Annotated in this window: 22 protein-coding genes; 12 read left to right on the top strand and 10 right to left on the bottom strand. The window is 64.5% G+C overall.

The annotated features are described in order from the left end of the window. Positions 1 to 15 precede the first annotated feature (15 nt). The 9 genes from H7F35_RS28690 (at position 16) to H7F35_RS28730 (ending at position 9,134) form a co-directional block, all read left to right on the top strand. Positions 16 to 1,017, top strand: coding sequence for a Bug family tripartite tricarboxylate transporter substrate binding protein (locus H7F35_RS28690; protein WP_261803395.1), 1,002 nt, complete (start codon positions 16 to 18; stop codon positions 1,015 to 1,017). Positions 1,018 to 1,116: 99 nt separating this feature from the next. Beyond that, positions 1,117 to 2,088, top strand: a complete 972-nt coding sequence (locus H7F35_RS28695; protein ID WP_187109908.1) for a Bug family tripartite tricarboxylate transporter substrate binding protein — start codon at positions 1,117 to 1,119, stop codon at positions 2,086 to 2,088. A 147-nt stretch (positions 2,089 to 2,235) separates the two neighbouring features. After that, positions 2,236 to 3,375 carry an acyl-CoA dehydrogenase family protein gene (locus H7F35_RS28700; RefSeq protein ID WP_187109909.1) on the top strand — a complete coding sequence of 380 codons (1,140 nt, stop codon included), beginning with the start codon at positions 2,236 to 2,238 and terminating at the stop codon, positions 3,373 to 3,375. A gap of 46 nt (positions 3,376 to 3,421) precedes the next feature. Next, positions 3,422 to 4,609, top strand: coding sequence for a lipid-transfer protein (locus tag H7F35_RS28705; RefSeq protein WP_187109910.1), 1,188 nt, complete (start codon positions 3,422 to 3,424; stop codon positions 4,607 to 4,609). A 13-nt stretch (positions 4,610 to 4,622) separates the two neighbouring features. After that, positions 4,623 to 5,075, top strand: a complete 453-nt coding sequence (locus H7F35_RS28710) for a MaoC family dehydratase N-terminal domain-containing protein (protein WP_187109911.1) — start codon at positions 4,623 to 4,625, stop codon at positions 5,073 to 5,075. Between the two features lie 4 nt (positions 5,076 to 5,079). Further along, complete coding sequence (locus H7F35_RS28715) at positions 5,080 to 5,499, top strand: MaoC family dehydratase (RefSeq protein WP_187109912.1); 420 nt, start codon at positions 5,080 to 5,082, stop codon at positions 5,497 to 5,499. Positions 5,500 to 5,524: 25 nt separating this feature from the next. Further along, a complete protein-coding gene (locus H7F35_RS28720; RefSeq protein WP_187109913.1) occupies positions 5,525 to 6,355 on the top strand; it encodes an SDR family NAD(P)-dependent oxidoreductase in 831 nt (276 codons plus the stop codon). 39 nt (positions 6,356 to 6,394) lie between these two features. Beyond that, positions 6,395 to 8,104, top strand: a complete 1,710-nt coding sequence (locus tag H7F35_RS28725; protein WP_187109914.1) for an AMP-binding protein — start codon at positions 6,395 to 6,397, stop codon at positions 8,102 to 8,104. A gap of 55 nt (positions 8,105 to 8,159) precedes the next feature. Next, on the top strand, positions 8,160 to 9,134 hold the full coding sequence (locus tag H7F35_RS28730) for a tripartite tricarboxylate transporter substrate binding protein (protein ID WP_187109915.1): 975 nt from the start codon (positions 8,160 to 8,162) through the stop codon (positions 9,132 to 9,134). Between the two features lie 49 nt (positions 9,135 to 9,183). On the opposite strand, the gene H7F35_RS28735 is transcribed toward H7F35_RS28730, so the two are convergent. From H7F35_RS28735 to H7F35_RS28750, 4 genes are read right to left on the bottom strand one after another with little or no spacing between them, the layout of a single operon-like run. After that, positions 9,184 to 9,600 carry a MaoC family dehydratase gene (locus tag H7F35_RS28735; protein WP_187109916.1) on the bottom strand — a complete coding sequence of 139 codons (417 nt, stop codon included), beginning with the start codon at positions 9,598 to 9,600 and terminating at the stop codon, positions 9,184 to 9,186. Positions 9,601 to 9,616: 16 nt separating this feature from the next. Beyond that, complete coding sequence (locus H7F35_RS28740) at positions 9,617 to 10,057, bottom strand: MaoC family dehydratase N-terminal domain-containing protein (RefSeq protein ID WP_410010735.1); 441 nt, start codon at positions 10,055 to 10,057, stop codon at positions 9,617 to 9,619. A 36-nt stretch (positions 10,058 to 10,093) separates the two neighbouring features. Further along, positions 10,094 to 11,233, bottom strand: a complete 1,140-nt coding sequence (locus H7F35_RS28745) for an acyl-CoA dehydrogenase family protein (RefSeq protein WP_187109917.1) — start codon at positions 11,231 to 11,233, stop codon at positions 10,094 to 10,096. Between the two features lie 33 nt (positions 11,234 to 11,266). Next, the gene (locus H7F35_RS28750; protein WP_261803396.1) at positions 11,267 to 13,165 is read right to left on the bottom strand and encodes a feruloyl-CoA synthase; all 1,899 of its coding nucleotides are present in this window, start codon (positions 13,163 to 13,165) and stop codon (positions 11,267 to 11,269) included. A 177-nt stretch (positions 13,166 to 13,342) separates the two neighbouring features. On the opposite strand from H7F35_RS28750, the gene H7F35_RS28755 reads away from it, so the two are divergent. Beyond that, positions 13,343 to 13,630, top strand: coding sequence for a hypothetical protein (locus H7F35_RS28755; protein WP_187109918.1), 288 nt, complete (start codon positions 13,343 to 13,345; stop codon positions 13,628 to 13,630). Here H7F35_RS28755 and H7F35_RS28760 read toward each other — a convergent pair. From H7F35_RS28760 to H7F35_RS28785, 6 genes are read right to left on the bottom strand one after another with little or no spacing between them, the layout of a single operon-like run. Continuing rightward, positions 13,587 to 14,360 (bottom strand): DUF3304 domain-containing protein, encoded by a 774-nt coding sequence (locus tag H7F35_RS28760; RefSeq protein ID WP_187109919.1) that lies wholly within the window; start codon positions 14,358 to 14,360, stop codon positions 13,587 to 13,589. The two genes, H7F35_RS28755 and H7F35_RS28760, sit on opposite strands and share 44 nt — an antisense overlap. Next, entirely contained in the window at positions 14,326 to 16,437 is a 2,112-nt protein-coding gene (locus H7F35_RS28765) for a T6SS phospholipase effector Tle1-like catalytic domain-containing protein (protein ID WP_187109920.1), read from the bottom strand. The genes H7F35_RS28760 and H7F35_RS28765 overlap by 35 nt, the downstream gene beginning before the upstream one ends. A gap of 50 nt (positions 16,438 to 16,487) precedes the next feature. Beyond that, the gene (locus tag H7F35_RS28770) at positions 16,488 to 16,973 is read right to left on the bottom strand and encodes a DUF3304 domain-containing protein (RefSeq protein ID WP_187109921.1); all 486 of its coding nucleotides are present in this window, start codon (positions 16,971 to 16,973) and stop codon (positions 16,488 to 16,490) included. Beyond that, the gene (locus tag H7F35_RS28775) at positions 16,970 to 17,893 is read right to left on the bottom strand and encodes a DUF4123 domain-containing protein (protein WP_187109922.1); all 924 of its coding nucleotides are present in this window, start codon (positions 17,891 to 17,893) and stop codon (positions 16,970 to 16,972) included. The genes H7F35_RS28770 and H7F35_RS28775 overlap by 4 nt, the downstream gene beginning before the upstream one ends. Continuing rightward, a complete protein-coding gene (locus H7F35_RS28780; RefSeq protein WP_187109923.1) occupies positions 17,890 to 20,880 on the bottom strand; it encodes a type VI secretion system Vgr family protein in 2,991 nt (996 codons plus the stop codon). The genes H7F35_RS28775 and H7F35_RS28780 overlap by 4 nt, the downstream gene beginning before the upstream one ends. Before the next feature lie 27 nt (positions 20,881 to 20,907). Next, on the bottom strand, positions 20,908 to 21,720 hold the full coding sequence (locus H7F35_RS28785; RefSeq protein ID WP_187109924.1) for a hypothetical protein: 813 nt from the start codon (positions 21,718 to 21,720) through the stop codon (positions 20,908 to 20,910). Between the two features lie 153 nt (positions 21,721 to 21,873). On the opposite strand from H7F35_RS28785, the gene H7F35_RS28790 reads away from it, so the two are divergent. Further along, positions 21,874 to 22,716, top strand: coding sequence for a M15 family metallopeptidase (locus H7F35_RS28790; RefSeq protein ID WP_410010736.1), 843 nt, complete (start codon positions 21,874 to 21,876; stop codon positions 22,714 to 22,716). A gap of 58 nt (positions 22,717 to 22,774) precedes the next feature. Continuing rightward, positions 22,775 to 23,068 carry a PAAR domain-containing protein gene (locus tag H7F35_RS28795; RefSeq protein ID WP_187109926.1) on the top strand — a complete coding sequence of 98 codons (294 nt, stop codon included), beginning with the start codon at positions 22,775 to 22,777 and terminating at the stop codon, positions 23,066 to 23,068. Positions 23,069 to 23,123: the final 55 nt, after the last annotated feature.

Below are 23,123 nucleotides of genomic sequence, written 5' to 3' on the forward strand. Positions count from 1 at the left end.
CCAGGAGACAAGGCCATGGTCAAGAACTCGCAAGAATCTACTGCGCGGCATCGACGGAGCGTGCTGGCCAGCCTGTGTTGCACCTGGCTGGGCTTGTCCGTGCCGGCGATGGCGCAGCCGGCGTCCTACCCCGCGCACCCGGTGCGCATCGTGTCGGTCAGCGGCGCGGGCACCGGGGTCGACGACTTCACGCGGCTCGCGGCAACGTACCTGAGCCGGAAGACCGGCCAGAACTTCTACGTGGAGAACCGCCCGGGCGCCAACAGCATCCTGGCGTCCGACCACGTCGCCAAGGCCGTGCCGGACGGCTACACGCTGCTGCTGACCGCGGCCAGCGCGGTGACGGCCAACCCCTACCTCTACAAGAAGCTGCCCTACGACGCCAACAAGGACCTGGTGCCGATTGCACGCATGTCCGTGGTGCCCATCGTGGTGATGGTGCCGGCCACCTCGCCGTACCGCAGCATGGAGGCCCTGATGGCGGGCGCGCGTGCGCAGCCCGGCAAGCTCAGCTACGGCACGAGCACCACCGGCTACAAGGTCATGGTGGCCGCGATCAACGGCCTTGCGAAGGTGCAGGCGCTGGAAATTCCCTACAAGAGCTCGGCCGCGCTGCTGCCCGACCTGATCTCCGGCACGCTCGACTACGCGATGCTGGAGGTGTCGCAGGCCGTGCCGCAGGTGGAAGGCGGCAAGCTGAGGGCGTTGGCGGTGTCGAGCCCGATGCGCGTCGCCGCGCTGCCCGACGTGCCCACGCTGAACGAACTGGGCCTGGGCGATGCCACGCTGACGAGCTGGCTGGGCCTGTTCGCACCGGCCGGCACGCCGCGGGCCGTCGTGGACAAGCTCTCGCTGCTGGCCGTGGAGTTCGTCAGTTCGCCCGAAGCCAACAGGCATTTCACGCAGCGTGGAACGGCGGCCTATCCGGCGGCGTCGGGTGAGTTCGCGAAAGCCATCCTGGACGACCAGGCGCGGTGGAAGCACTACATCACCACCACGGGCCTCCAGCCGGAATAGCGCGCAGGTCTTCGCCCGCCGGCACGCCGAGCGGCATTGCGGGCCCTTCCATTCACCCCGCCACGTGACCGGAGCCACACGCCCGGCAAGGAGTCCGCCATGAACCGCATCCCGACCTTCGTGCTTGCCGCCGCCCTGGCGGGGAGCGCGCCCGGCTTCGCCCAGGACTTTTCCAGGCGGCCCATCACCATGGTCGTGCCTGCGCCCGCCGGCGGCGCCTCCGATGCGATCGCGCGATCGCTCGCCGACACGATGGGCAAGGCGCTGGGGCAGATCGTCATCGTCGACAACAAACCCGGCGCGTCGGGCATGCTGGCCACGCAGCTCGTCGCGCGTGCACCGGCCGACGGCTACACCCTGCTGGTGACGCACACCACACCGATCTACTACGCGCACTACACGTTCGCGAAGGTGCCCTACGACGTGCGCCGCGACCTCGCATTCGTGACGCACATCTGCGATGCGAGCCTGGTACTGGCTGTGCACAAGGACGTGCCTGCCAGGAACATGACGGAGTTCATTGCATGGGCCAAGACCAGAAAAGGCCATGTCAGCTACGGGTCCTACGGGGTGGGCTCCTCGGGGCATCTGATGAGCTCCTACCTCAGCGAATCGCGCCAGCTCGGCATGTCCCATGTGCCTTACAAGGGAGAGGCACCGATGATCCAGGACCTCGTGGGCGGCCACATCCCATGGGCCTTCGCCACGGCCGGCTCCCTGTCGCCGCACTTCATGAGCGGCCAACTGCGGCCGCTGGCCGTGGTGGGTGAGCAGCGGCTCGACGACCTGCCGGGCGTGCCGACGCTGATCGAGGCCGGCTTTCGCGACCCGGAATTCAAGATCATCGGCGGGCTGACCATGATGGTCCCCGCCGGCACGCCTGCGCCCGTGCTCGCCCGCCTGGAGAAAGAGGCGCGCGCCGCGATCCAGACCGCGCAGCTCAAGGCGCGCTTTCAGGTCTTCGGCCTGATCGGAGTCGGCAACAGCGCCAAAGAGGCACGTGAGGGCTTCGAGGCCAGTGGGCCGGTCATCGAGAAGCTGGTGCGGATCTCGGGCGCACGGATGGACTGAGCGCGCGTGCCGGCAGGGCGATTGCGCGGGCCGACTCGCCATTACGGCTAGTGAATTTTGCGGCGCGACTGGCGATCATGAACCCCAAGGCGGCCCGGTTTCCCGAAGCCGCAGTTCCATCAACAGACGCATCGAGAGGAGCTCCCAGTGGAAGTGAATCGCACGGTCTTTCGCGAAGACCACGAAATGCTCAGGCCCAGCGCGCGGCGGTTCTTTGAACGCGAGTGCGTGCCGCGCCAGGCCGCGTGGGACAAGGCCGGCATGGTCGACCGCGAGACCTGGCGCAAGGCCGGTCGCGAAGGCCTGCTTTGCGTGACGGTGCCTGCCGAATACGGCGGCGGTGGCGGCGACTTCGGCCATGCGGCCATCGTTCTCGAAGAAGTGCACCGCGCGGGTGTGTCGGGCGCGGGGTTCTCGCTGCACTCCGACATCGTCGCGCCCTACATCGTGCGGCTTGGCACCGAGGCGCAAAAGCAGCAGTGGCTGCCGGGCATCTGCCGCGGCGAGAAGATCCTGGCGGTGGCGATCACCGAGCCGGGTGGCGGCTCCGACGTGAAGGCGATCCGCACCACCGCCGTGCGCGACGGTGATGACTACGTCATCAACGGCAGCAAGATCTTCATCAGCAACGGCCTGAGCTGCGACATGGTGTTGCTGGTGTGCAAGACCGATCCGGCCGCCGGCGCCAAGGGCGTGAGCCTGATCATGGTCGAGGCCGACCGCGCGGGCTTTCGCCGGGGCCGCAAGCTCGACAAGGTGGGCCAGCCAGCGGCCGACACCGCCGAGCTGTTCTTCGACAACCTGCGCGTTCCGGTTGCCAACCGCCTGGGCGAAGAGAACCAGGGCTTCGCCTACCTGATGCAGGAGCTGGCGCAGGAGCGTTTGATCATCGCCCTGTACGCGGCCGTTGCGCTGGAGCGCCTGCTCGGCCTCACGCTCGAATACGTGAAGGACCGCCGGGCCTTCAACCAGACCGTGTGGGACTTCCAGAACACCAAGTTCAAGCTGGCCGACGTCAAGGCGCAGTCGGTGGCCGTGCGCACGATGGTCGACTACTACCTGGGTGAACACCTGCGCCGCAAGCTCAGCGTGCAGGAGGCCGCCATTGCCAAGATGTACGCCACGGAGGCTCTGTGGAAGTGCCTGGACGACATGGTGCAGCTGCACGGCGGCTACGGCTACATGCTGGAGTACCCCATTGCACGCGCCTTCACCGACTACCGCGTCTCGCGCGTGGTGGGCGGCGCCAACGAGGTCATGCGCGACCTCATCGCACGCAAGCTGTGAGCCTGCGCTGTTTGCATCCCTTTTCCTTTTTTGAACTGGAGAACCCATGAGTGAAAAAGTCCTGGTCGGCGGCGTCGGCATGATCCCGTTTTCCAAACCCGGCGCGAGCCCGAGCTACACCGACATGGGGGCCGACGCGGTGCGCCGCGCACTGGCCGACGCCGGCATCGGCTACGAGCTGGTGCAGCAGGCGTATGTGGGCTACGTGTACGGCGACTCGACCTGCGGGCAGACCGCGCTGTATGAAGTCGGGCTCACCGGCATTCCGGTCGTCAACGTCAACAACAACTGCTCGACCGGCTCGACCGCGCTCTACCTGGCGCGCCAGGCCGTGGCGCTCGGCGACGCCGACTGCGTGCTGGCACTGGGCTTCGAGCAGATGCAGGCCGGTGCGCTCAAGTCGCATTGGGACGACCGGCCGCGCACGCGCGCACGCGTCGCGCACATCGTCAGCGACCTCACGGCCGACGTGGCCGACTTGCCGCAGGCCCTGCGCACCTTCGGCGGGGCGGGCCGCGAACACATGCAGAAGTACGGCACGAAGATGGAAACCTTCGCCGCCATCCGCGCCAAGGCCAGCCGGCATGCGGCCGGCAATCCGCTGGCGCTTTTCAGGAACGTCCTCAGCACCGAGGACGTGATGAACGACAAGGTGATGTGGCCCGGCGTGATGACGCGCCTGATGGCCTGCCCGCCGACTTGCGGCGCGGCCGCCGCGCTGATCGTGTCCGAGAAGTTCGCGAAAAAGCACGGCCTGCGCAGCGACGTGCAGATCCTGGCGCAGGCGATGACCACCGATCCGGTGGCGTCCTTCGATCCGCCGTCGATGATCAGCTACGCCGGCTTCCACATGGCGCAGGCGGCGGCGCACAAGGTCTACGAGAAGGCCGGCGTCGACCCCAAGGACATCCGTGTCTGCGAGCTGCACGACTGCTTTGCCCAGAACGAACTGCTGACCTACGAGGCGCTGGGCCTGTGCCCGGTGGGCGAGGGCGAGAAGTTCGTCGAGGACGGCGACAACACCTATGGCGGGCGGGTGGTGACCAACCCGTCGGGCGGCCTGTTGTCCAAGGGCCATCCGCTGGGTGCCACCGGCCTGGCGCAGTGCTACGAGTTGACGCACCAGTTGCGCGGCACGGCCGACCAGCGGCAGGTTGATGGCGTGACGCTCGCGCTGCAGCACAACCTCGGTCTTGGCGGCGCCTGCGTGGTGACGCTGTACGGCCGGAACTGAAGGGAGAAGCGACATGCTCGACCGCAACCTCATCGGCCACACCCTCGGCAAGCGCAGCCTCACCGTCGAAGAAGGCGCCGTGCGCGCGTATGCACAGGCCATCGGCGAGACCGATGCGACCTGCCTCGACGCGTCCGCGGCGCGCGACGCCGGCCACCGCGCGCTGCGCGTGCCACCCACCTTCCTGTCGTGCCTGGAAGGCCGGCTGTTCCAGACGCGCGCGCTGCTGGAGCTGGCCCGCATCGACCTGAAGCGCCTGCTGCACGCGGAGCAGACCTATGAATACCACGCGCAGGCCTATGCCGGCGACACCCTCAGCTACGAACCCAAGATCGTCGATGTCTACGACAAGAAGGGCGGAACGCTGGAGTTTCTGGTGAAGCAGACGCGCGTGACCAACCAGGACGGCGTGCACATCGCCGACCTGCGCACGGCCCTTGTGCAACGCCAGCTCACGGAGGCATGAAGACATGACGACTCTGGCACTGAAAGACATGCAGGTGGGCGACAGCATTCCCGCACTGCAGTTGCCCGCGATCTCCCGCACCACGCTGGCGTTGTATGCCGGCGCTTCGGGCGATCACAACCCGATTCACATCGACATCGACTTCGCCCGCAACGCCGGCCTGGACGACGTGTTCGCGCACGGCATGCTCTCGGCCGCCTACGTGGGGCGGCTGGTCACGAACTGGGCGGGGCAGCAGCGGCTGCGGCGCCTGCATGTGCGCTTCACCGGCATCACGCAGGTGCACGACGTGCCGCTGTGTACCGGCCGTGTGACCGAGCGCTTCGAACACGAAGGCGAGCCGCGCCTGCGCGTCGAAGTGCAGTGCGCCAACCAGAACGGCGACGTGAAGATCCTCGGCGAAGCCGTGGTGGCCGCCCTTTGACATTCATCCACAGGAGAAAGAAAGCATGAACAGAAAACTCGAAGGCAAAGTGGCCATGGTCACCGGCGCAGGACGCGGCATCGGCCGGTGCATCGCGCTGAAATTCGCTGATGAAGGCGCCAAGGTGGTGGTCAACGACCTCGATGCGGGACCGGCCGACGAGGTGGTGGCGGAGATCCGCGCCGCCGGCGGCCAGGCCGTCGCGTTTGCCAGCAGCGTGACCGCGACGGACTTCGGCAACAACTTCGTCAAGGCTACGCTCGACGCCTACGGTGCCATCGACATCATCGTCAACAACGCCGGCTACACCTGGGACAACGTGATCCAGAAGATGAGCGACGAGCAGTGGGACGCGATTCTCGATTGCCACCTGAAGGCGCCGTTCCAGGTGCTGCGCGCCGCACAGCCGTACTTCCGCGAGGTGAGCAAGGCCGAGGCCGAAAGCGGCAAGGAGGTGTTTCGCAAGGTGGTGAACATCTCCTCCATTTCCGGCACGCAAGGCAGCACGGGCCAGGTCAACTACTCGGCCGCCAAGGCGGGCCTGGTGGGCATGACCAAGACGCTGGCCAAGGAATGGGGCCGCATGAAGGTCAACGTGAACTGCGTGGCCTTCGGCTTCATCGCGACCCGGCTCACGCAGCCCGTGAAAGAAGCCAAGACGATCCAGATCGAGGGCAAGGAAATCCGCATCGGTGTGCGGCCCGAGACCATCGAGCGGGCGAGCAGCGAAATTCCGCTGGGCCGCCCTGGAACGCCGGAGGAAGCGGCGGGCTCGGTCTACATGTTCTGCATCCCGGAGTCGAACTACGTCACTGGCCAGACGCTGATCTGCGGCGGCGGGCGCGGCGGTTTCTAGCACGGGCGCTCGCTCGGCGACTTTCGCAAGGCATTTCTCATGGCACGGTTGACCCGCCACTACGCACATTGGCCCGCCGGCGTTCCGCAGACGCTGGAAGTGGCCGATCGCAACCTGTTCAGCCACCTCGCGAAAAGCGCCGAGGCCGCGCCGGACAAGGCCGCCATCTCCTACTACGGACGCTCGACCAGCTACCGCAGCCTGCATGCGGATGTACTGGCGCTGGCCGGCTATCTGCAGCAGCGGCTGGGCGTGCGGCGCGGCGACCGGGTGCTGCTGCTGATGCAGAACTGCCCGCAGTTCGTCATTGCCTACTACGCGGTGCTGCGATGCGACGCCGTGGTGGTGGCAATGAACGCGATGAGCACCGCGCAGGAGGTTGCCTACTACGCCAGCGACTCCGGTGCGCGGGTGCTGATCGCAACGCAGGACATGATGGACAGGGCGCAGTGCCTGCTCGATGACAACCGCCTGGACGGTTGCGTGGTCGGCGCGGCCTGCGAGTTCGCCGGGCGGCCAGAGGAGGTGCCCTTTCTCGAAATTCCCGAGTTCGTGCGCGAGGCGCGGCGCCCCTTGACCGGCACCGGGCTGCACGCGTTCTCCGGCGCGCTTGCGGCCGGCATCGCGCCGACCCCGATGCAGGGCGGGGGCAGCGACCTCGCCGTGGTGGCCTACACCTCGGGCACCACCGGCAAGCCCAAGGGCGCGATGCTGACCCATCGCAACTTCGCCCATGCGTCGCTCCAGCGCGTGCAGTGGCTGTCGGAGCAGGCCGACCAGACCGAACTGCTCGTCATGCCGACCAGCCACCTGGCCGGCATGAACGTCATGAACCTGGCGATCTACGTCGGCCGCACCGTCGTGCTGCTGTCGCGCTGGGACGGCGATGCGGTGGTCGAGCTGATCGAGCGCCTGCGCCTGTACGCCTGGTGCGCCGTCACGCCGATGCTGGCCGAGGTGTTCTCGCGACCCGACATCGCGCAGCGCGACCTGTCTTCGCTGCGGCGCCTCTACGGCGGCGCCACGGCCATGCCCGAGGCACTGATCCGCAAGATCGAGGAACGGCTGGGGCTGTCCTTCATCGAAAGCTACGGTTTGACGGAGGCCTGCGGCGCCTCGCACATCAACCCGCCGCAGGCCGCGCGGCGCCAGTGCGCGGGCGTGCCGCACATCAACTGCGATGCCCGGGTGATCGATCCCGACTCGGGCGTGGAGCTGGGGCCCGCGCACGCCGGGGAAATCGTGATCCACGGCCCCACTTTGTTCGGGGGCTACTGGAACCAGCCGGAGGCGACGGCGGCGGCGACCATCGAGATCGACGGCAAGCGCTTCCTGCGCAGCGGCGACATCGGCCATCACGACGAGGACGGCTATTTCTATGTCACCGACCGGCTCAAGCGAATGATCAATGCCGCGGGCCTGAAGATCTGGCCGGCCGAGATCGAGACCTCGCTCTACGGCCATCCGGCCGTGCAGGAGGCCTGCGTGATCTCGGCCTTCGATGCGCGCCGCGGCGAGACCGTCAAGGCTTTCGTGGTGTTGCGCCCGGCCGCGCGCGGCACGCTGGCGCCGGACGCGGTGACGGAATGGGCGCGCACCCGCCTGTCGGCCTACAAGGTGCCGCGCATGGTGGAGTTCGTCGATGCCTTGCCCAAGACGGCAACGGGAAAGATCCTGTGGCGCGAGCTGCAGGCGCAGCAGGACGAGCGCGACCGCGCCGCGCGCGCTGCCGCGTCCGCGCTTGCGTGAAAAACATCCGGCCGCTGGTGCGCCGCATCCAGTGGACCTTCCAAGGAGACAAAGCATGAAGAAGACCGGTGTATTCGCGTTGCTGGGCCTGGCCCTGGCCATGCCCGCACTCTCGCTGGCCCAGGCCGACGAGGGCTATCCGTCCCGCGCGGTGCGCTTCATCGTGCCCATCGGGCCCGGCAGCAGCGGCGACACGCTCACGCGGCTGATGGCGGAGCAGTTCAGGGCGGTCTCGGGGCAGGCGACCTTCGTCGAGAACCGGCCCGGCGCCGATCTTGTCGTCGGCACTCAGAACCTGCTGGGGTCGCCGCCGGACGGCCATTCGGTGGTGCTCATCAGCAACAGCACCATGGTGATCAATCCGTTGGTCATCAAGGACCTGCCCTACAAGGTGGAAGACCTCGCGCCGATGCTCGACCTGGTGCGCATTCCGGCCGTGCTGGTGACGTCGCCCGACTCGCGGTTCAAGACGCTGGGCGATCTGCTCGATGCGGCACGCAAGGTGCCCGGGTCGGTCAGCATCGGTGTCTACGGCAACTCGTACCGGTTGGGCGCGTTGGATCTGGCACGCCGCGCGGGCGTGAAGTTCAACGCCATTCCCTACAAGGGCGCTTCGCAGGCCATCGCCGACGTGATCGGCGGGGTGGCCGATGCGGCGCTGATCGACGTTGGCGGCGCGGCGCCGCTGATCGCTTCGGGCAAGGTGCGGGGACTGGCCGTGTCGTCGGGCAAGCGCCATCCGTTGATGCCGGCGGTGCCCACTGCGCAGGAGGGCGGCGTGGCCGACTACACGCTCTTCACCTTCATCGGCTTTGCGATCCGCGCCCGGACGCCGGCGCCGATTGCCGGCAAGTTCGAGGCGCTGATGGTGCGCGCGGCCGCCGATCCGGCGTTCCGCGAGCAGGTGGTGCGCATCAGCGGCGGGGAGTTTGCCGGCACGGGCCGGGAGGCGTTCAACACACTGATCGCCAGCGAGTCGGCGCGCACGCGCGAACTGGTCAGGCTCGCCGGGCCGGATTTCATGCAGTGATCGCGTGGTGACCCCGGCGCCGTGGCACCGGGGTCACGCTTTGGCAGGTTCAGCGCGCGATGATCGCGTCGCCCAGGATCTTCACCTCGCCGTCCTGGTTGGTGGTGCGGATCTCCACCTTCACACGCTCCTCGCCGTCGGCTTCGAACTTTTCGACGACCTCTCCCGTGCAGGTGATCTCGTTGCCCAGGTGCGTGATGCCGGCGAAGCGCGCGTTGAACTGGCGCACCTTGCGCTGGTCGACCCACTGCGTCAGCAGCCGGCCCAGGTAGGCCATCGACAGCATGCCTTGCGCGAACACGTCGGGCATGCCGCCACGGCGCGCGAAGTCGAGGTCGATGTGCATCGGGTTGTGGTCGTTCGATGCACCGGCGAAAAGCGCCAGGGTCGTCCGGGTGATCGGGGCGAGTGCCAGCGGCGGCAGGGTGTCGCCAGGTTCGAGGGCGTCGAAATTCAGTGTCTTCATCGGATGTTCCTTGTGCTCAGCCATTGCGGTGCACCAGCACCTTGCGGATGTCGGCCACGTGTTCCGAGCGCTGGTTGGTAACGCGGGTTTCCATGACGACGAATTCGAGCGCGCCGCCTTTCTTGTCGTAGACGTCGGTGACCCGGCTGTCGAAGTGCAGCGTGTCGCCCGCATGGGCCATGCGCCGGTAGGTGAAGGACTGCTCGCCATGCAGCACGCGCGCCAGCTCGATGCCGGCTTCTTCGCGCCAGTTGCTCGGCGGACGCGCAAGCTCCAGCGAGAACAGGAAGGTGGGCGGCAGCGGCAACGTGGGGTGGCCGGCGTCGCGCGCGGCGGACTCGTCGAAGTAGACCGGATCGGTCTCGCCGATGGCCTTGGCGAAGAAGCGCAGTTGCCCGGCTTCGGCGGTGATGGCGAAAGGCGGGAACGCCATGCCGATGATGTTCTTGTCGATCACGAAAATGCTCCTTTCTGGGGTGCCGGTTTGCCCGGCCTACAGCTTGCGCGAGATCAGGTCGCGCATCACTTCGCTGGTGCCGCCGTAGATCCGGCTGACGCGCATGTCGACGAAGGCGCGTGCGATGGGGTACTCCAGCATGTAGCCGTAGCCGCCGTGCAGTTGCACCATGTCGTCGATGCACTTCCACAGCGTCTCGGTGGCGAACAGCTTGGCGATGGCGGCTTCTTCCACCGTCAGGCGTCGGCTCATGTGCGCCGCGAGGTAGTAGTCGACCATCGTGCGCAGCGCCACCGACTGGGCCTTGATGTCGGCCAGCTTGAACTTGGTGTTCTGGAAGTCCCACACGGTCTGGTTGAAGGCGCGCCGGTCCTTCACGTATTCGAGGGTCTGCTGGAGCAGCCGCTCGAGCTTGGTTGCGGCGCTGATGGCGATCATGAAGCGCTCCTGCGGCAGTTCCTGCATCAGGTAGGCGAAGCCCTTGCCTTCTTCGCCCAGCCGGTTGAGCACCGGCACGCGGATGTCGTCGAAGAACAGTTCGGCCGTGTCCTGGGCGTGCATGCCGACCTTGTCGAGCTTGCGGCCGCGGCGAAAGCCCGGGCGGTCCGTCTCGACCACGACCAGGCTCACCCCCTTGGCGCCAGCGGCAGGGTCGGTCTTGCACACCACGACCACCAGGTTGCTGAGAAAGCCGTTGCTGATGAAGGTCTTGCTGCCGTTGATGATGTAGTGGTCGCCGTCACGGACTGCGGTGGTGCGCAGCGACTTCACGTCCGAGCCACCGCCCGGTTCGGTGATGGCCACCGCCAGGATCTGTTCGCCGCGGCAGATGCCCGGCAGCCACTTCTGTTTCTGCGCCTCGGTGCCCAGGCGGTTGATGTAGGGCGCCACGATGTCCGAGTGCAGCCCGATCGACAGGCCGCCGACGCCGGCGTGCGCGATCTCCTCGGCAATGATGGCCGCGTGGCCGAAGTCACCGCCACCGCCGCCGTACTCGGTCGGCAGCGTGGTGCACAACAGGCCTTCGCGGCCGGCCTTGAGCCAGACCTCGCGGCTGACCTGGCCGTCGCGGTCCCATTCGGCCTGGTGCGGTACGCACTCGCGTTCCAGAAAACGGCGCACCGTGGTGCGGAATGTCTCGTGGTCCTCACGATAGACGCTGCGTTCGACTTGCATGTCGCAAACTCCTTGGATGACGGAACAGGGTGATCAGTCGGTGGTCGCCACGGCGGCACCGGGGGCATCGGCATAGAGCGCCTCGACCAGATGGGCACGGCGCTGGCGGGTTGTGGCCTGGTTGATGTAGCCCTTGTCGGCGATCTCGTTGGCGTCGGGGGAGGGCGGCTCCGCCATCAGCAGCACGCGCCGGATCTGCTGGCTTGCGATGGTCGAGGCCTGCGCGCGCAACTGGCGCTGGATGGCACCGACGACGAGGGGGTGCGTCACCAGGACTTGCGCCGTCGCATTCGCCAGCTCGGGTGCCAGGCGCTGGCAGGCCGCGACGTTGGGCCAGGCCAGCGCGGCGACATGGTCGCGGTCGTGGCCGCAGATCACGGCGTCGGCGATCAACGGCGCGCACTGTTCGATCAGGCCCAGCCGGGTCGACCCGGTGCGCACCCAGGTTCCGTTACTGAGCTTGAAGTCTTCGACGCAGCGGCCGGCGTAGCGCAGCCCGGCTTCGGGCATCGACGGATCGGCCAGGCGAACTGCATCGCCCAGGCTGTAGAAGCCCTCGTCGTCGAAAGCCGCGGCGGTCAGGTCGGGGCGCTTGAGGTAGCCGGGAAAGAGGTGGCGGCCGCGCATGCGGACTTCGTAGCGGCCGTCGCCGCCTTCCAGTGGAACGAGCTTCACCTCCATCCCGGGGTTCGGCACGCCGATGTTGCCGACGTCGTCGCTGGGCCTGTTGAAGGTCATTCCCAGTGCTGCGGTTTCGGTCGAGCCGAAACCCGAGGTGAAGACGATGCGCTCGCCCACGGTGCGCACCGCAGCGGCCTGGAAGCGCTCCCAGACGTCGCGCGGCAGGCTGGCGCCGCCATAGCCGACGAACCGGATGCGCGAGAAGAAGGAACGTGCAAGCGCCTCATCGCGGTCCAGTTCCGTGGCGAGCAGGCCCCACGCGGCCGGCACGTTGGCATACAGCGTGGGCGAGATTTCCCGCAGGTTCTGCACGGTGCGTGCGAACTGGCCCGGCAGCGGGCGGCCGTCGTCGATGTAGTAGGAGGCTCCCATCGTGAGCGCACGGCCGAGATTGCCAAGGCCTCCGAAGGCGTGGTTCCAGGGCAGCCAGTCCAGCATCACCACCGGCTCGCCCTGCGAAGGCAGGTTCGCGTACAGGATCTGCCCGATCATCATCGAGACGTTGTCGTAGGTGAGCGGCACGCCTTTGGGCGTACCGGTTGATCCCGACGTGAAGAAGATGCGTGCCACGTCTTTCGGCGCGATGGCCGCGCGGGCTGTTTCCACTGCGGCCAGGCGCGACGGCGTCAGCGGTGCGTCGATCAAGGCGCGCCATTCGATCTGGCCATCTGCGGCGCCGTTCACCGCGATCACTGCATTGCCCGACATGCCCACGGCCTCCAGCGCGTTGGCGAACGGCAGGGCCGACTGCACGAAGACCGCGGCGGGCTCGACCAACTCGTGAATGCCGCGCAGCCGCGTGAACGAGCCGGATTGAAGCGAGTAGGCAGGGGAGACCGGCGCAGTCGGAATGCCGACATATTCCGCGGCCACCACGAGCAGGGCTTGCTCGATTGAATTGCCCGACAGGATCATCAATGGCCGCGACTGGGAGAGTCCCTGTTCGAGCAACGCCGCCGCGACGCGAAGCATCTGCTGGTGGAACTCGGCCCAGGTGATGGTGCGCCACGCATCCGGCCCGCTGCGTTCGCCGAAAGCCGTTTGCGCACCGCGGGTGACGGCCCAGCGCGGCACGAAGCCGCTGAAGCCGGTTTCGGTGGCCACGACCGGCGTGTTCACCGAGCGGAGCAGCAGGCTGCCATCGGCGCGGATCTCGTGGGCGGTGGTGGGTCGCGACAGGAACGCATCGCGATAGCGCGGTGCTTCGCGTGCATCCGCCGATCGCATCGCCGCTGTGACTGTGTCGCTCATGTTGCGCGTCTCCTGCCCCGGGTGTGGGCTTTTTTGCAGCCGGCGCGCAGCGCGCAAGCGCGAGGACGGCACGGCGGAATCGGATCTGTCAGTGATCCTCGCCCGATAGGAGAGGGCGGGCACTAGCCGCAATGGCTAGTTGGCGCGAGGTGGGCCCTCTCCTTTGACGGGCTGGGCATGACGCTCAGCGGCCAAATTGCCTCGCTCGAAAGCGGTTACGAGATCAGCGCGATCGAGACGTTATGGGCCCTCAAGGAGATTCGTGACGACCTGCGCCTCATCATCGAGAAATCGACGCTCGACATAGAGGCCGTCAACGCCAGGCTGAAGGAGGAGGGATTCAGTTACGCGAGCGTCTTCAATGCACGTACACGCAACGGGCGTTCTCTCGTGCAGCTGGGCTCCAGAACTCTGCTTGCAGTCATCGCTTGGGTTTTTCTTCCCCGTCTTTCGAAGGGGGTGTGACCGCGACAGAGCCTGGCGGAGGCGAGGGCTGCAGTGCAATCGGCAAGGTCTCCCATGCCTCGGGGACGCGCTCACCCGGATAAAACTTGTCGTGGCACACCGGGCGTATCAAGCAGTACTGCCGGGGATTGATGAGTTCTGAATTCGGGAACTCGGGATGTCCTGGGGCGTACTGGGAGGCATAGACCTTGATCTGATCGTCTGGCAGGAATGCGACCCAGAAAGAACCACCGAGAAGGCCGCTGTACTGCGGAACATCGATCACCCTGGTGTAGAGGCCCTCGGGTTCCTTGGCGTACAGCAGGTCGTTGCGCCACTTGATCGTGACTTTCAGGCCAGGGTTCCAGGCGCGAGGAAGTCCGATGCTGGTGGCAACACCTCCGCCACCCGCGAATGTGCCCACATTACCCGCCCATTGGTCATTCACGTAGAACACGCCAATGGGAATGCCAGAGTAGTTCAGCCCTTCTACCTGCAATCCGATCTCCTTTTCCTCGGCAACTGGCTGCGCTGCTTCCTTGGCGTGGCAGGCAGCAACCAACGCGCCGATCAGCAACATAGAAAACGGCGCGAGAAGCAACGTTTTTAAAAAAGCCCCATTTTTTGCTCGCAATCGGTCAGCAGCACGTAGAAGGAAAATGAACAGCCCAAGTGACCAAAGGCTATGGCTGCGCCTTTCATCGCCGGGAGGAGGATCAGCTTTTGTCAAATACGCGCCGATAGCGGCCATGGCCGTGCGGCTCGCGGCGAGTGCCGGTGCCCATGATCTTCAGCGCAATCGTGGCGGCGGTGCCAGCGTTGTCGCGCAGGTCGGCTGCATCCGCGTCTGTCATCAGCGGTATCGTCTCCGGCTCTTTCGCATTAGCCTCAAGCACACGACGTTCGAAGTTGTTGAGTTCATAGGCGCTGGCCTGATTGCGGAAGTTTCTCGCGCGCCCCGGATTGCCTTGCTCTTCTGCCTCTTTCAGCAATCGATCACGCGTGGCCTTTTTCTGTTTGATGCTGGCGATGAAATCCTGACGGTTCTCCTTGGTGATGGGGCCGAGCATCCAGAATCCGCCGTGGGAGTCGTGGACATACTTGTCGAAGAAATCACCGGCGTTCTGTGGGACATCCTTTGCTGCCGCCACAGCCTGCACGATGCGTTTTTGCACTTCGTCGGCGGCTGGTGGTAGATCGACGAAGGTGCCCGACATTGCGTTGAAGACCTGTGTCGGGCGGCTGGCGTCTTGTGCCGCCTTGACGTCCGCGCGCCAGTCCAGTTCAGACTCCCAGAGGTCCTGTCGGTCTTGCTCCTTGGAATTCACATAGCTCGACATGGCCTCGAATACTGCTTTGTCGGCCTTGGATGCGCGCCAGCGCCAATACAACTCCATGTGATAGCGCATGCGGTTTTGCACCGGCTCGCCGCCATTGGCCACATTCTGTTTTTCCTGCGCTTTGGTCCAGGCGGCGTAGTCGCTGAAAGCCTTGTCCAGGGCAGAGTCAACATTGAAGTCGACTTTCGCCGCTGGCAACATTTCGTCTTTGGCATCCAATCGAACACCCGCCGCCAGGGCCTCGAAATACATATCCATCAAGGGGATCTGCGAAAGCAATGCGGTTCGCCCACCCATTCCCTTGCCTTGAGATTTCGCGGGATAGCCTCCCCCTAGGTCGGAATGCGCCCCCGGATAGACAAACTCCTTGGTGTTCGGTGGATAGCTCTTGGCCCGAATGCGTGCCGTTGACAACGGAAATGACTGGCGGATTTCATGTGCCGCCACATAGTGAACAGTCTGATTGACACCATGAATGTCCATCGTCCCGTCGGCCCAGTCTTGAAAGCCTTGGCCGATCGGCGACGAATCGGCAAGTCCCACAGAGGCTACGGTGTCGAAGATGCCGAGAAAATGAAGCTCCAATTTGGCTTCGCCGACGATCATGTTTTCGGCGGCCTTTTGAATCCATTGGCAAAAAGTGCGTGCTTCGGCCGATCCACGCGAAAAACCGAAAACCGATAAATGCAGCTTGGTTACGCGCGGCCGTTGGTCCCGGATGGCTTTTAACAGGCGGTCCTGAATGTCCTTGAAGATGCTGATCAGCTTGTCGTCGCCCAGGCGCCAGAAGGTCGATAACCCGCTCACGCAGAGCTTCTTCATCTCGTCCGGCTGTATAAGGTCGGATGTGTGGTAGGTCCGATGCAACGCGTTGTAGACCTGAAGTAGCGCCCAATGGATTCGAGCTTCGCCGCCACTTGCAAAACGCTTGCCGTCATCGGATTCCTTGTCTTCGCCAATCTCTGGAAAGCGAGTGCCGACGCCAGGCATGTAGTAGCGAAAGTATTCGGCTTTTTCTTCTTTGTGAGCGTTGAAGAGGCTGACCACATTCGAATGGCTTTGGTCGCGCAGATCGCGCGCCATGTTGTTGTTGGTACCGTCGAAAAACAATCCCACGTGAATCTCTTTGGAGCAACTCAGACCATCGGCCTTGGCAGGGTCGGCGCTGGCTGCACGCTGACAAAGTTCGCGCGCGCTGAGTTTGCGATTGGCGCGCGATTGATCGCCAGGCAGACCAGGCTGGTAGTTGGTACCACCGGGGTCGTTGTCCCACCAGTCACCCGGAGGTGCGTTATCCAGCGGGCGATAGTTGGATGACCATGCACTGTGTCGGCCTGCCTCATCTGCCCACAGCAATATCTGCAGCCCGGACTCCTTGACGATGCATTCGGCCGTGTAGAGCGAAGTGGTCTTGTAGTAACGACAGCGTCGGTTGCGAGTATTGGCGTCAAAGCTGATCTCGTACCAGCCTTCGCGAAATTTGGCCATTTCTCTTTCCTCCCAGATGCTTCAAATAGTCTCTTGCTTGCCTTGACCGATCATTTCAAGCTCGATGGCTTTAGCGGATAGTCGGGGCCGGGATAGCCTTTAGCACCTGCGCCCTTGCTGGAGATGATCAGCCGAATCTCGCCTCCAGAAAGGAAGTGCACATTGAGCGTGCTACCTGGCATGTCGTATTTTTCGATGAGTACAGTTTTCTCGTGCCAGTGCTCAACTGCCGCTTCGGGGCTTGTATCTCTGGGGTCGCCGCTGGAAGTCGTCCACTTCACCTTTGCGCTGAGGCCGGGACGCCATTGACCTGGATAGGAAATGCAACAGACGAAGCTGCCGCCGCCGCCATACGGCCGCGAGTTGCCACCGCCCGCGCCGTCCACATAGAACTGATGAATGTATTTGCCCGTGTGGTTGTAGGCACTGATATTGGCGCTATAGACTTCAGGTGCCCGTTCTTTGCCACTGCAGGCCACCAGTGGAAAAGCCAGCAGTGCAAGCGCGCAAAGCGTAAGGGTGGTGATGCGTTTCATTGAGTACGGTTTTCCAATGCGTTCCACAGAACATCGCTCCAGTCTTTCATCAAGGCTGTAAGACTGGCTCCCTGCGCAACAGATTGCCAAGTGTCTGAAAGGGCGGGGTGTTTGTAAAAATCCTCGCCGCAAGTCAGCGACAGCACAACAAACTGAAGTCGATCCGGGTTGCCTGTTACTCCCAGATCCGTAGCATGCCCAAGGGTGCCTTGAAGCTGCCGATGAAACAATGCACGGCCGGTTCGGGGCACCAGTTGCGCTACCGTCTCAAGCAATTGCGCAAAGATGCCATCGGCCTCCGCCGCATTGATAAGCGAGGAAAATTGCAGGGCGTCGAGTTCGAGATGATCGCCTGTATCTGAGATGCCGTCTTCCGATACTGGAGCAAGCCAATCAACGATGGTGCCATCACGATCGAACCATTGCCATTGCGCAATGGTTTGCGCAACACGACCAGTTTGTGACCCGGAAAGCGTTGCAAGAAGTGCCGGAAGAACGCGCGTATCGCTCATGCGGCAATGCAATTTCAATCCATCTTGCCGAGCTTGCGCAAGGTATCCAAAGCAGGCCTGCAGATTCTTGATGGGCTGATTCGAAACCAGCCAACTGAATGCAGGAGCCTCAGGCCCGATGGAAACGAGCCGCCGAATACCTTCGGCCGCTACGTCGTCATCCAGTGGAATTTCCAGCAACTGCGGGCCCTGTGTGCCATAGGCAGCCAGCGGCGTGGTTGCCAGGGCGCCCACATAAGTCCATTCGTTGCGGCGAAGCGCCGACGCCAGGCGCTCAGGCTCCAGCAGCGCCGCGTCAATCAGCAGCCAGGCTCTGAGGGATGGTTGAGCGACGGTGAGCTCTTGCACAGCTTGCGCCAGGCTGGAGGGATCGATCGGGTCGGTGGCGAATTCCAGTGCGGCGCTCATTGCAGGGCGGAGAAGGGAGCTCCGCTTTTTGCCGCCTTCAGCATGCACTCTATGCAGATGCTCTGGGGGAACAAAGGCAGTCCGTACGGTGAACTGGTCGGTCCGGCCAGCTTCCTCTGCACCGCGTGATAAGTAATCTTCCCCGGACACTCAAACGTGATGTCCCCGTTCTGCAGCGTGATCGAAGCACCTTGCGCAGTGGCAATGCGAATCTTCTTCTTCGACGCAAACTCCACCGTCTTGTCGGTACTGGCAATCTTCAACGCATCCTTGGCCTGTATCCGCAACTCATCGTGCTGTGCCTGAAAGTCCAGGTCGTCACTGCCCGCGATGATCGAAAGGCCCGCTTCAGCATCCGCCTTCTGCGCACCAGCCAGCAGCCCGATGGCCTGCCCGCTGTGCACCCTCAGCACATCAGCCAGCGCAAGGTTGATATCCCCACCACTGGCCAGCGTGGCGGTCTCGCCCGCCACGATCTGCAACTGCTGCCCGGCCACCATCGCAAGACCGCCACGGGCAGCCAGTGCGATCACCGCATCGGTCGTATGAGGCACCTTGCCATCTCCGGTTGCAACGGCCTTGCCTGACGCATCTGAATAGGCCGCATCGAGTGCATCGTCCGTCACCATGCCGCTCACCGCATGCAGCATCGCTGCATAAGGCGCGCGCTCCTTGTCGAGCTGCGAATCATTGGTCTTGTCGGCACCGATGTGTCCGGCCAGTTGCACGGTCTCGTGCTTCATCGAGGCTTCGCTCAGCGCCTGCCCCAACTGCTGCACCTGCTTGAGAAGCGCCATGCCAGGCGCAAAGTCGCCCACAGGCTCAAGGCGCTTCCCGCCCGCACCGTGGTACGTGCTCAACAGCACGCCCTTGCCGCCACGCAATGCGGCATAGCCATCGGTGCGAAGCTCCAGCCCCTGGCCGCGGAAGCTGCCGCGGAAGTTGTCGGCCTGATGAATCAGATGCCCCAGGTTCAACTGGCTGTGGGCCGTGCTCGCATGCAACTGCACGCGCAACTGCTGGTTCGAATCGTCGAACACCAACTGGCTGAACCCGTCGCCGCCGAACTCCTTGGTCTTGAAGCCGCTCAGCGCAGCCGCGTTGCGATGCCCTTTGTCGTCCGCACTGGCACCGTGCCAGGCCGGCGCATGACCGGCAGCGAGGTTGGCTTGCGCGCTGGGCGCTGCGTTGTGGGCCTGCGCAAAGACATCGGCCTCCTGGCCTTGCCCCGAGCGTTCCTGATTGCGCGATGCGCCACCAGGCGTGGGGGCGATGCCGCCGTCGCCGCGTCCGTTGTACAGGGCACCGACGACGACGGGCTGGTCGACATCGAGGTCGACGAACTTCACCAGCACCTCCTGGCCGATGCGCGGCAGCCACTGCCAGCCCATGCCGGGGCCGGCCTGGCGTTGGGCTACGCGGATCCAGCGGGTGCTGCGGTTGTCTTGCGCGTTGTCGCCGTTGCCACCCCTGTTCCCGGCCGTGTTGCTCTGCCAGTGGAATCGCACGCGCACGTCGCCGCGATCGTTGCAATAGAGCTCGTCGGCGCCGCTGGGCGAAGTCTCGCCCGAGGGGCCGACCACGATCGCGCTGTGCACGCCGCTGGCCGTGGGCTTGGCGTGCAGCCGTGCCCCGTCTGCAGCCGCCAGCACGGGGCGCCAAGGGCGCTCCACATGCACGGCCGAGAAGCTGTTGGCGTAGCCAAGGGTCTTTGCGGCCGCAAGACTCTGCGCCTGCGGGCGGACATCGTTCGCGCCTTCGTGTGTGCTGCCCGTGGCCGTCGGCACCAGTCCGAACACATCGGCCTCGGAAGTGACAGACGCGCATGGCATGTCGAACACGAGGTGCTCCGACAGATCGCCCAGTTGCGCGGCAATCGATGCCGCGGTGTCTTTCGGCAGGTTGTTGATGCCCACGTGCTCGACGGTGTCCAGCAGCAGTGCAGGCTTGGCCTGCAGGCCGAGCGCGGGCGCATCGTCGATGTCGATGCGGGTGCCCGCGCGCAGCGTGCGCACGGTGCTGTGGCCGAGCATCACGTCGGCGCGGCATTCGGCTGCCTCCATCATCAGGCCGGCGTAGCGCTCGAGCGTGCGGTTGCTGTCCCAGCCACGGCTGTGATCGTTCAGGCCGAGCACGTCGTCGTATTCGATGCGCGGCGCGTTCTTGCCGCCCACGGCGAACCGTGCGGCAGCGCTGCCCGCAAGCTGGCGTTTGCCGTCGACGTTCCACGCACTCAGGTGCACCTGCGCCACCGACTGCCGCATGCGGCGAACCAGCGCCTGCACGGCGTCGCTGCGCTCTTGCGAGCTCTTGCGATGAAAGCGGATGGGCGAGCCCGGATCGACGGGTTGCGCATCGTTCGCGGAAAAGATCACAAGCTTGTGCCCCATGGGTGCCTTCTCGTCTTCCTCGATGCGCCAGGCCAGGCCCTCTTCGGTCAGTAGGCGGGAGAAGAAATCGAAGTCGCTCTCGCGGTACTGCGTGCAGTAGGTGCGAACGGGCGCATCGGCGAGAAAGCCGCTCACTTCGGAAGAGAAGGCCCAGTTGCCCGCATCGGCATAGGGTGCGAGCACGCGCTCGATGATGTCGGCCACCGAGCGTTGCTGGAACACCTGGCTGCGGCCCTGCTGCGTGGCAAGCCAGATCCAAGGCACGAGCGTGAGCCGATAGCGCGCGAGGCCGCCATCGGAGCCCAACGATTCCACCGCGCGGATCAGCCCTGTGCGTTTGCCGAGTGAGCCGTTGGCCAGCACGGTGATCAGCGTGAGGGGCTGGTCGATCATCGAGGTGAGCGCAAGGTCCGCGCGCAGGCTCAGGCAGACGATGCGCATCTCGAACGGCTGCGACACGGCCTCGCGCTGCACCCAGCCTTCGACGCGCAGGGCATCGATGCTGGCATTCGGTGCAGCGCCTGGAACCTCGAGACGGTAGAGCCGGTTGGCCTGGCTGAGTTCGGCCCAGAGTGTGCTGCGGTCAGCAGTTGGCATTGTCTTGATTCGCGTTGGCACGGGTGCTCATGGTTTGCATCGCTGGCCGGATTTGCAATCCGCTGCAACCTCGGTCAGCGCCGACGGCTGTGGCGCGGGGTCTGATGTCTTGCTGCGTTTAAGCAGGGCACTCAGCAGGTCGGTGTCCGGGTCGGGCTTGCCAGGGCGTGACGACGCTTGCGTGGTGTCGTTGGCGCGTCGTGGCGTCTTCGATCCGTTGGCGGCCGTCTTGACGGGCTTGTTGTTGCTTGCCGTGCGCGCGGGCTGCTTGGACGCGACGTGCTCAGGCTTCTTTGCTGCCGCGGTCGCCGTCGTCTTGTCGGTGCGCGCAGTCGACTTCGCGGGCGGCTTGGCTGCGACGCGCGTGGACTTGCCTGCAGGCTGTACGGCCATGGGTTGCGCGCCGATCGCCGCGAACGGCGTGGATTGCTGTTGTTGTGGTGGGGGCGTGTCGCTTTCGACGATGCGCGCAGGCGTGGGCTCTGGCGTTGCGGAGGAGGGCGCCGTGGCGGTGACTACAGGCGCCTCGGGCTTCGGGGGGGCAGCCACAACGGCCGGCGTCGGATTCGCTGGCGTGGCGACTGCAACATTCACCGACGTATCGGCGCGCCTGGATTGCAACTGGTAGGTTGCTGCGCCCCCAACGCCGATCAGCAGCACCAACGTAGCCCACACGCCGGGTCTCTTGATGAAAGACCGTTTGTCGGCATTGCGACCGCCGAGTTGCGCGAGCACACGTGTGGATTCGCCACCGGATGCAGCGGGCGATGCTGCTGTGGTGGGTTCGTTCGAGCCGAGCAGGCTCGGCCGCCCCTTGTTGGCGTCTGGCGCGCCCATCATGGATGGGTGGTCCCGAAAGCAGGCATATCTTCTCTCCCCGCAGCTTTATGGTGTGACCGACGACGCAACGTTGCAACATGGATGCAGTTGTTGCGCGCAACGGGTTCGGATTGTCGAGCGACTCATACAATGAATTGCACTCTTCGAACACCGTTGATCTTCTTCACTCTCTTTTGTTATTTTGCCCTGATGGTGGCCGCGCTTGCCATCTTCTTATTCCCTTCTTTTCGCGATCGTGTCTTGCGAACGACGGTCGCAATTGCCACCGCAACTGCAGTCTTTTTCATCAAGATTGGCCATCGATTCGGATTAGTGTCCGAAGCAAGTTTTCAGTTAGTGCGCGATGGTGGTTCGGGTGTGCGTATTTTTGCCGTACGTCATCGCTATCTGTTGCTCTCGGGCATGGGCCTTCTTATTGTTCCAGTGATGTTGAGCGTGGCCTTCGGAACCGGCCGTGTTCTTTTTTTCGACGACTGGGCGACCACAAGCGATCCCAAGATCGAGGCGCTGCTCAAGGGCGAGCAACTGGTGCCGCCGCAGCCCTTGCCTCCTGAAGTCTTCGCGACGGCCGAAGTCGAGCAGGTGCGTCCGCTCACGAAGGAGGGCAGTCGCGACTGGGCTGTGCTCGATGCGGACTTTCGCAATCGCCTGCTGCTTGTCTACAAGATCATGAAAGAGAAGCATGGCTACGACCTCGCGTTGCTCGAGGGTTATCGCAGCCCCGAACGGCAGGCCAAACTCGCTGCATTGGGCAATACAGTGACATTGGCCAAGGCGAATCAAAGCTATCATCAGTACGGACTTGCGGCAGACAACGCGTTCTTTCGCAATGGCAAATTGGTAATCTCGGAAAGAGACCCATGGGCCATGGAGGGCTACCGTCTTTACGGCGAAGTTGCCGAGTCCGTGGGCTTGGTCTGGGGTGGTCGGTGGTCTTTCAAGGACTACGGTCACGTGGAGTACCGCAAGCCCGGTTTCAAATTGCCACGCGATTGAATGCCGGCAAGGCATCTGTTGCATCGACAAACCACGAGGCAAGCAAGGGGGAGTTCGAATGGATGAGGATCAACCCGCAGCGGATGACGATCGGCCATGGATCGTTCTGCATGACAAGACCGACCATGGCGGCATCGTGATCACCGCATCCGAAAACACGAGCATCGACGAACGCCGCGTGGCGCGCATCGGCGATCTGGTGTCATGCCCGCTTCCCGGCCACGGCGTCAACCCGATCGTCACAGGAAGCCGCTACGTCACGCTCGACGGCCGGCGCGTGGCGCGGCACGGCGACAAGAGCGCATGCGGCTGCACGCTGCTGTCCAGCCAGATCGCTTCCGCATCCGAATGACACAGCCCCTCCGATTGGCTGCACGCACGGCTTGCGGCACGGCGACCGCGTGCGC

The sequence above is a fragment of the Variovorax sp. PAMC26660 genome (assembly GCF_014302995.1).
Taxonomy (GTDB): Bacteria; Pseudomonadota; Gammaproteobacteria; order Burkholderiales; family Burkholderiaceae_C; genus Variovorax.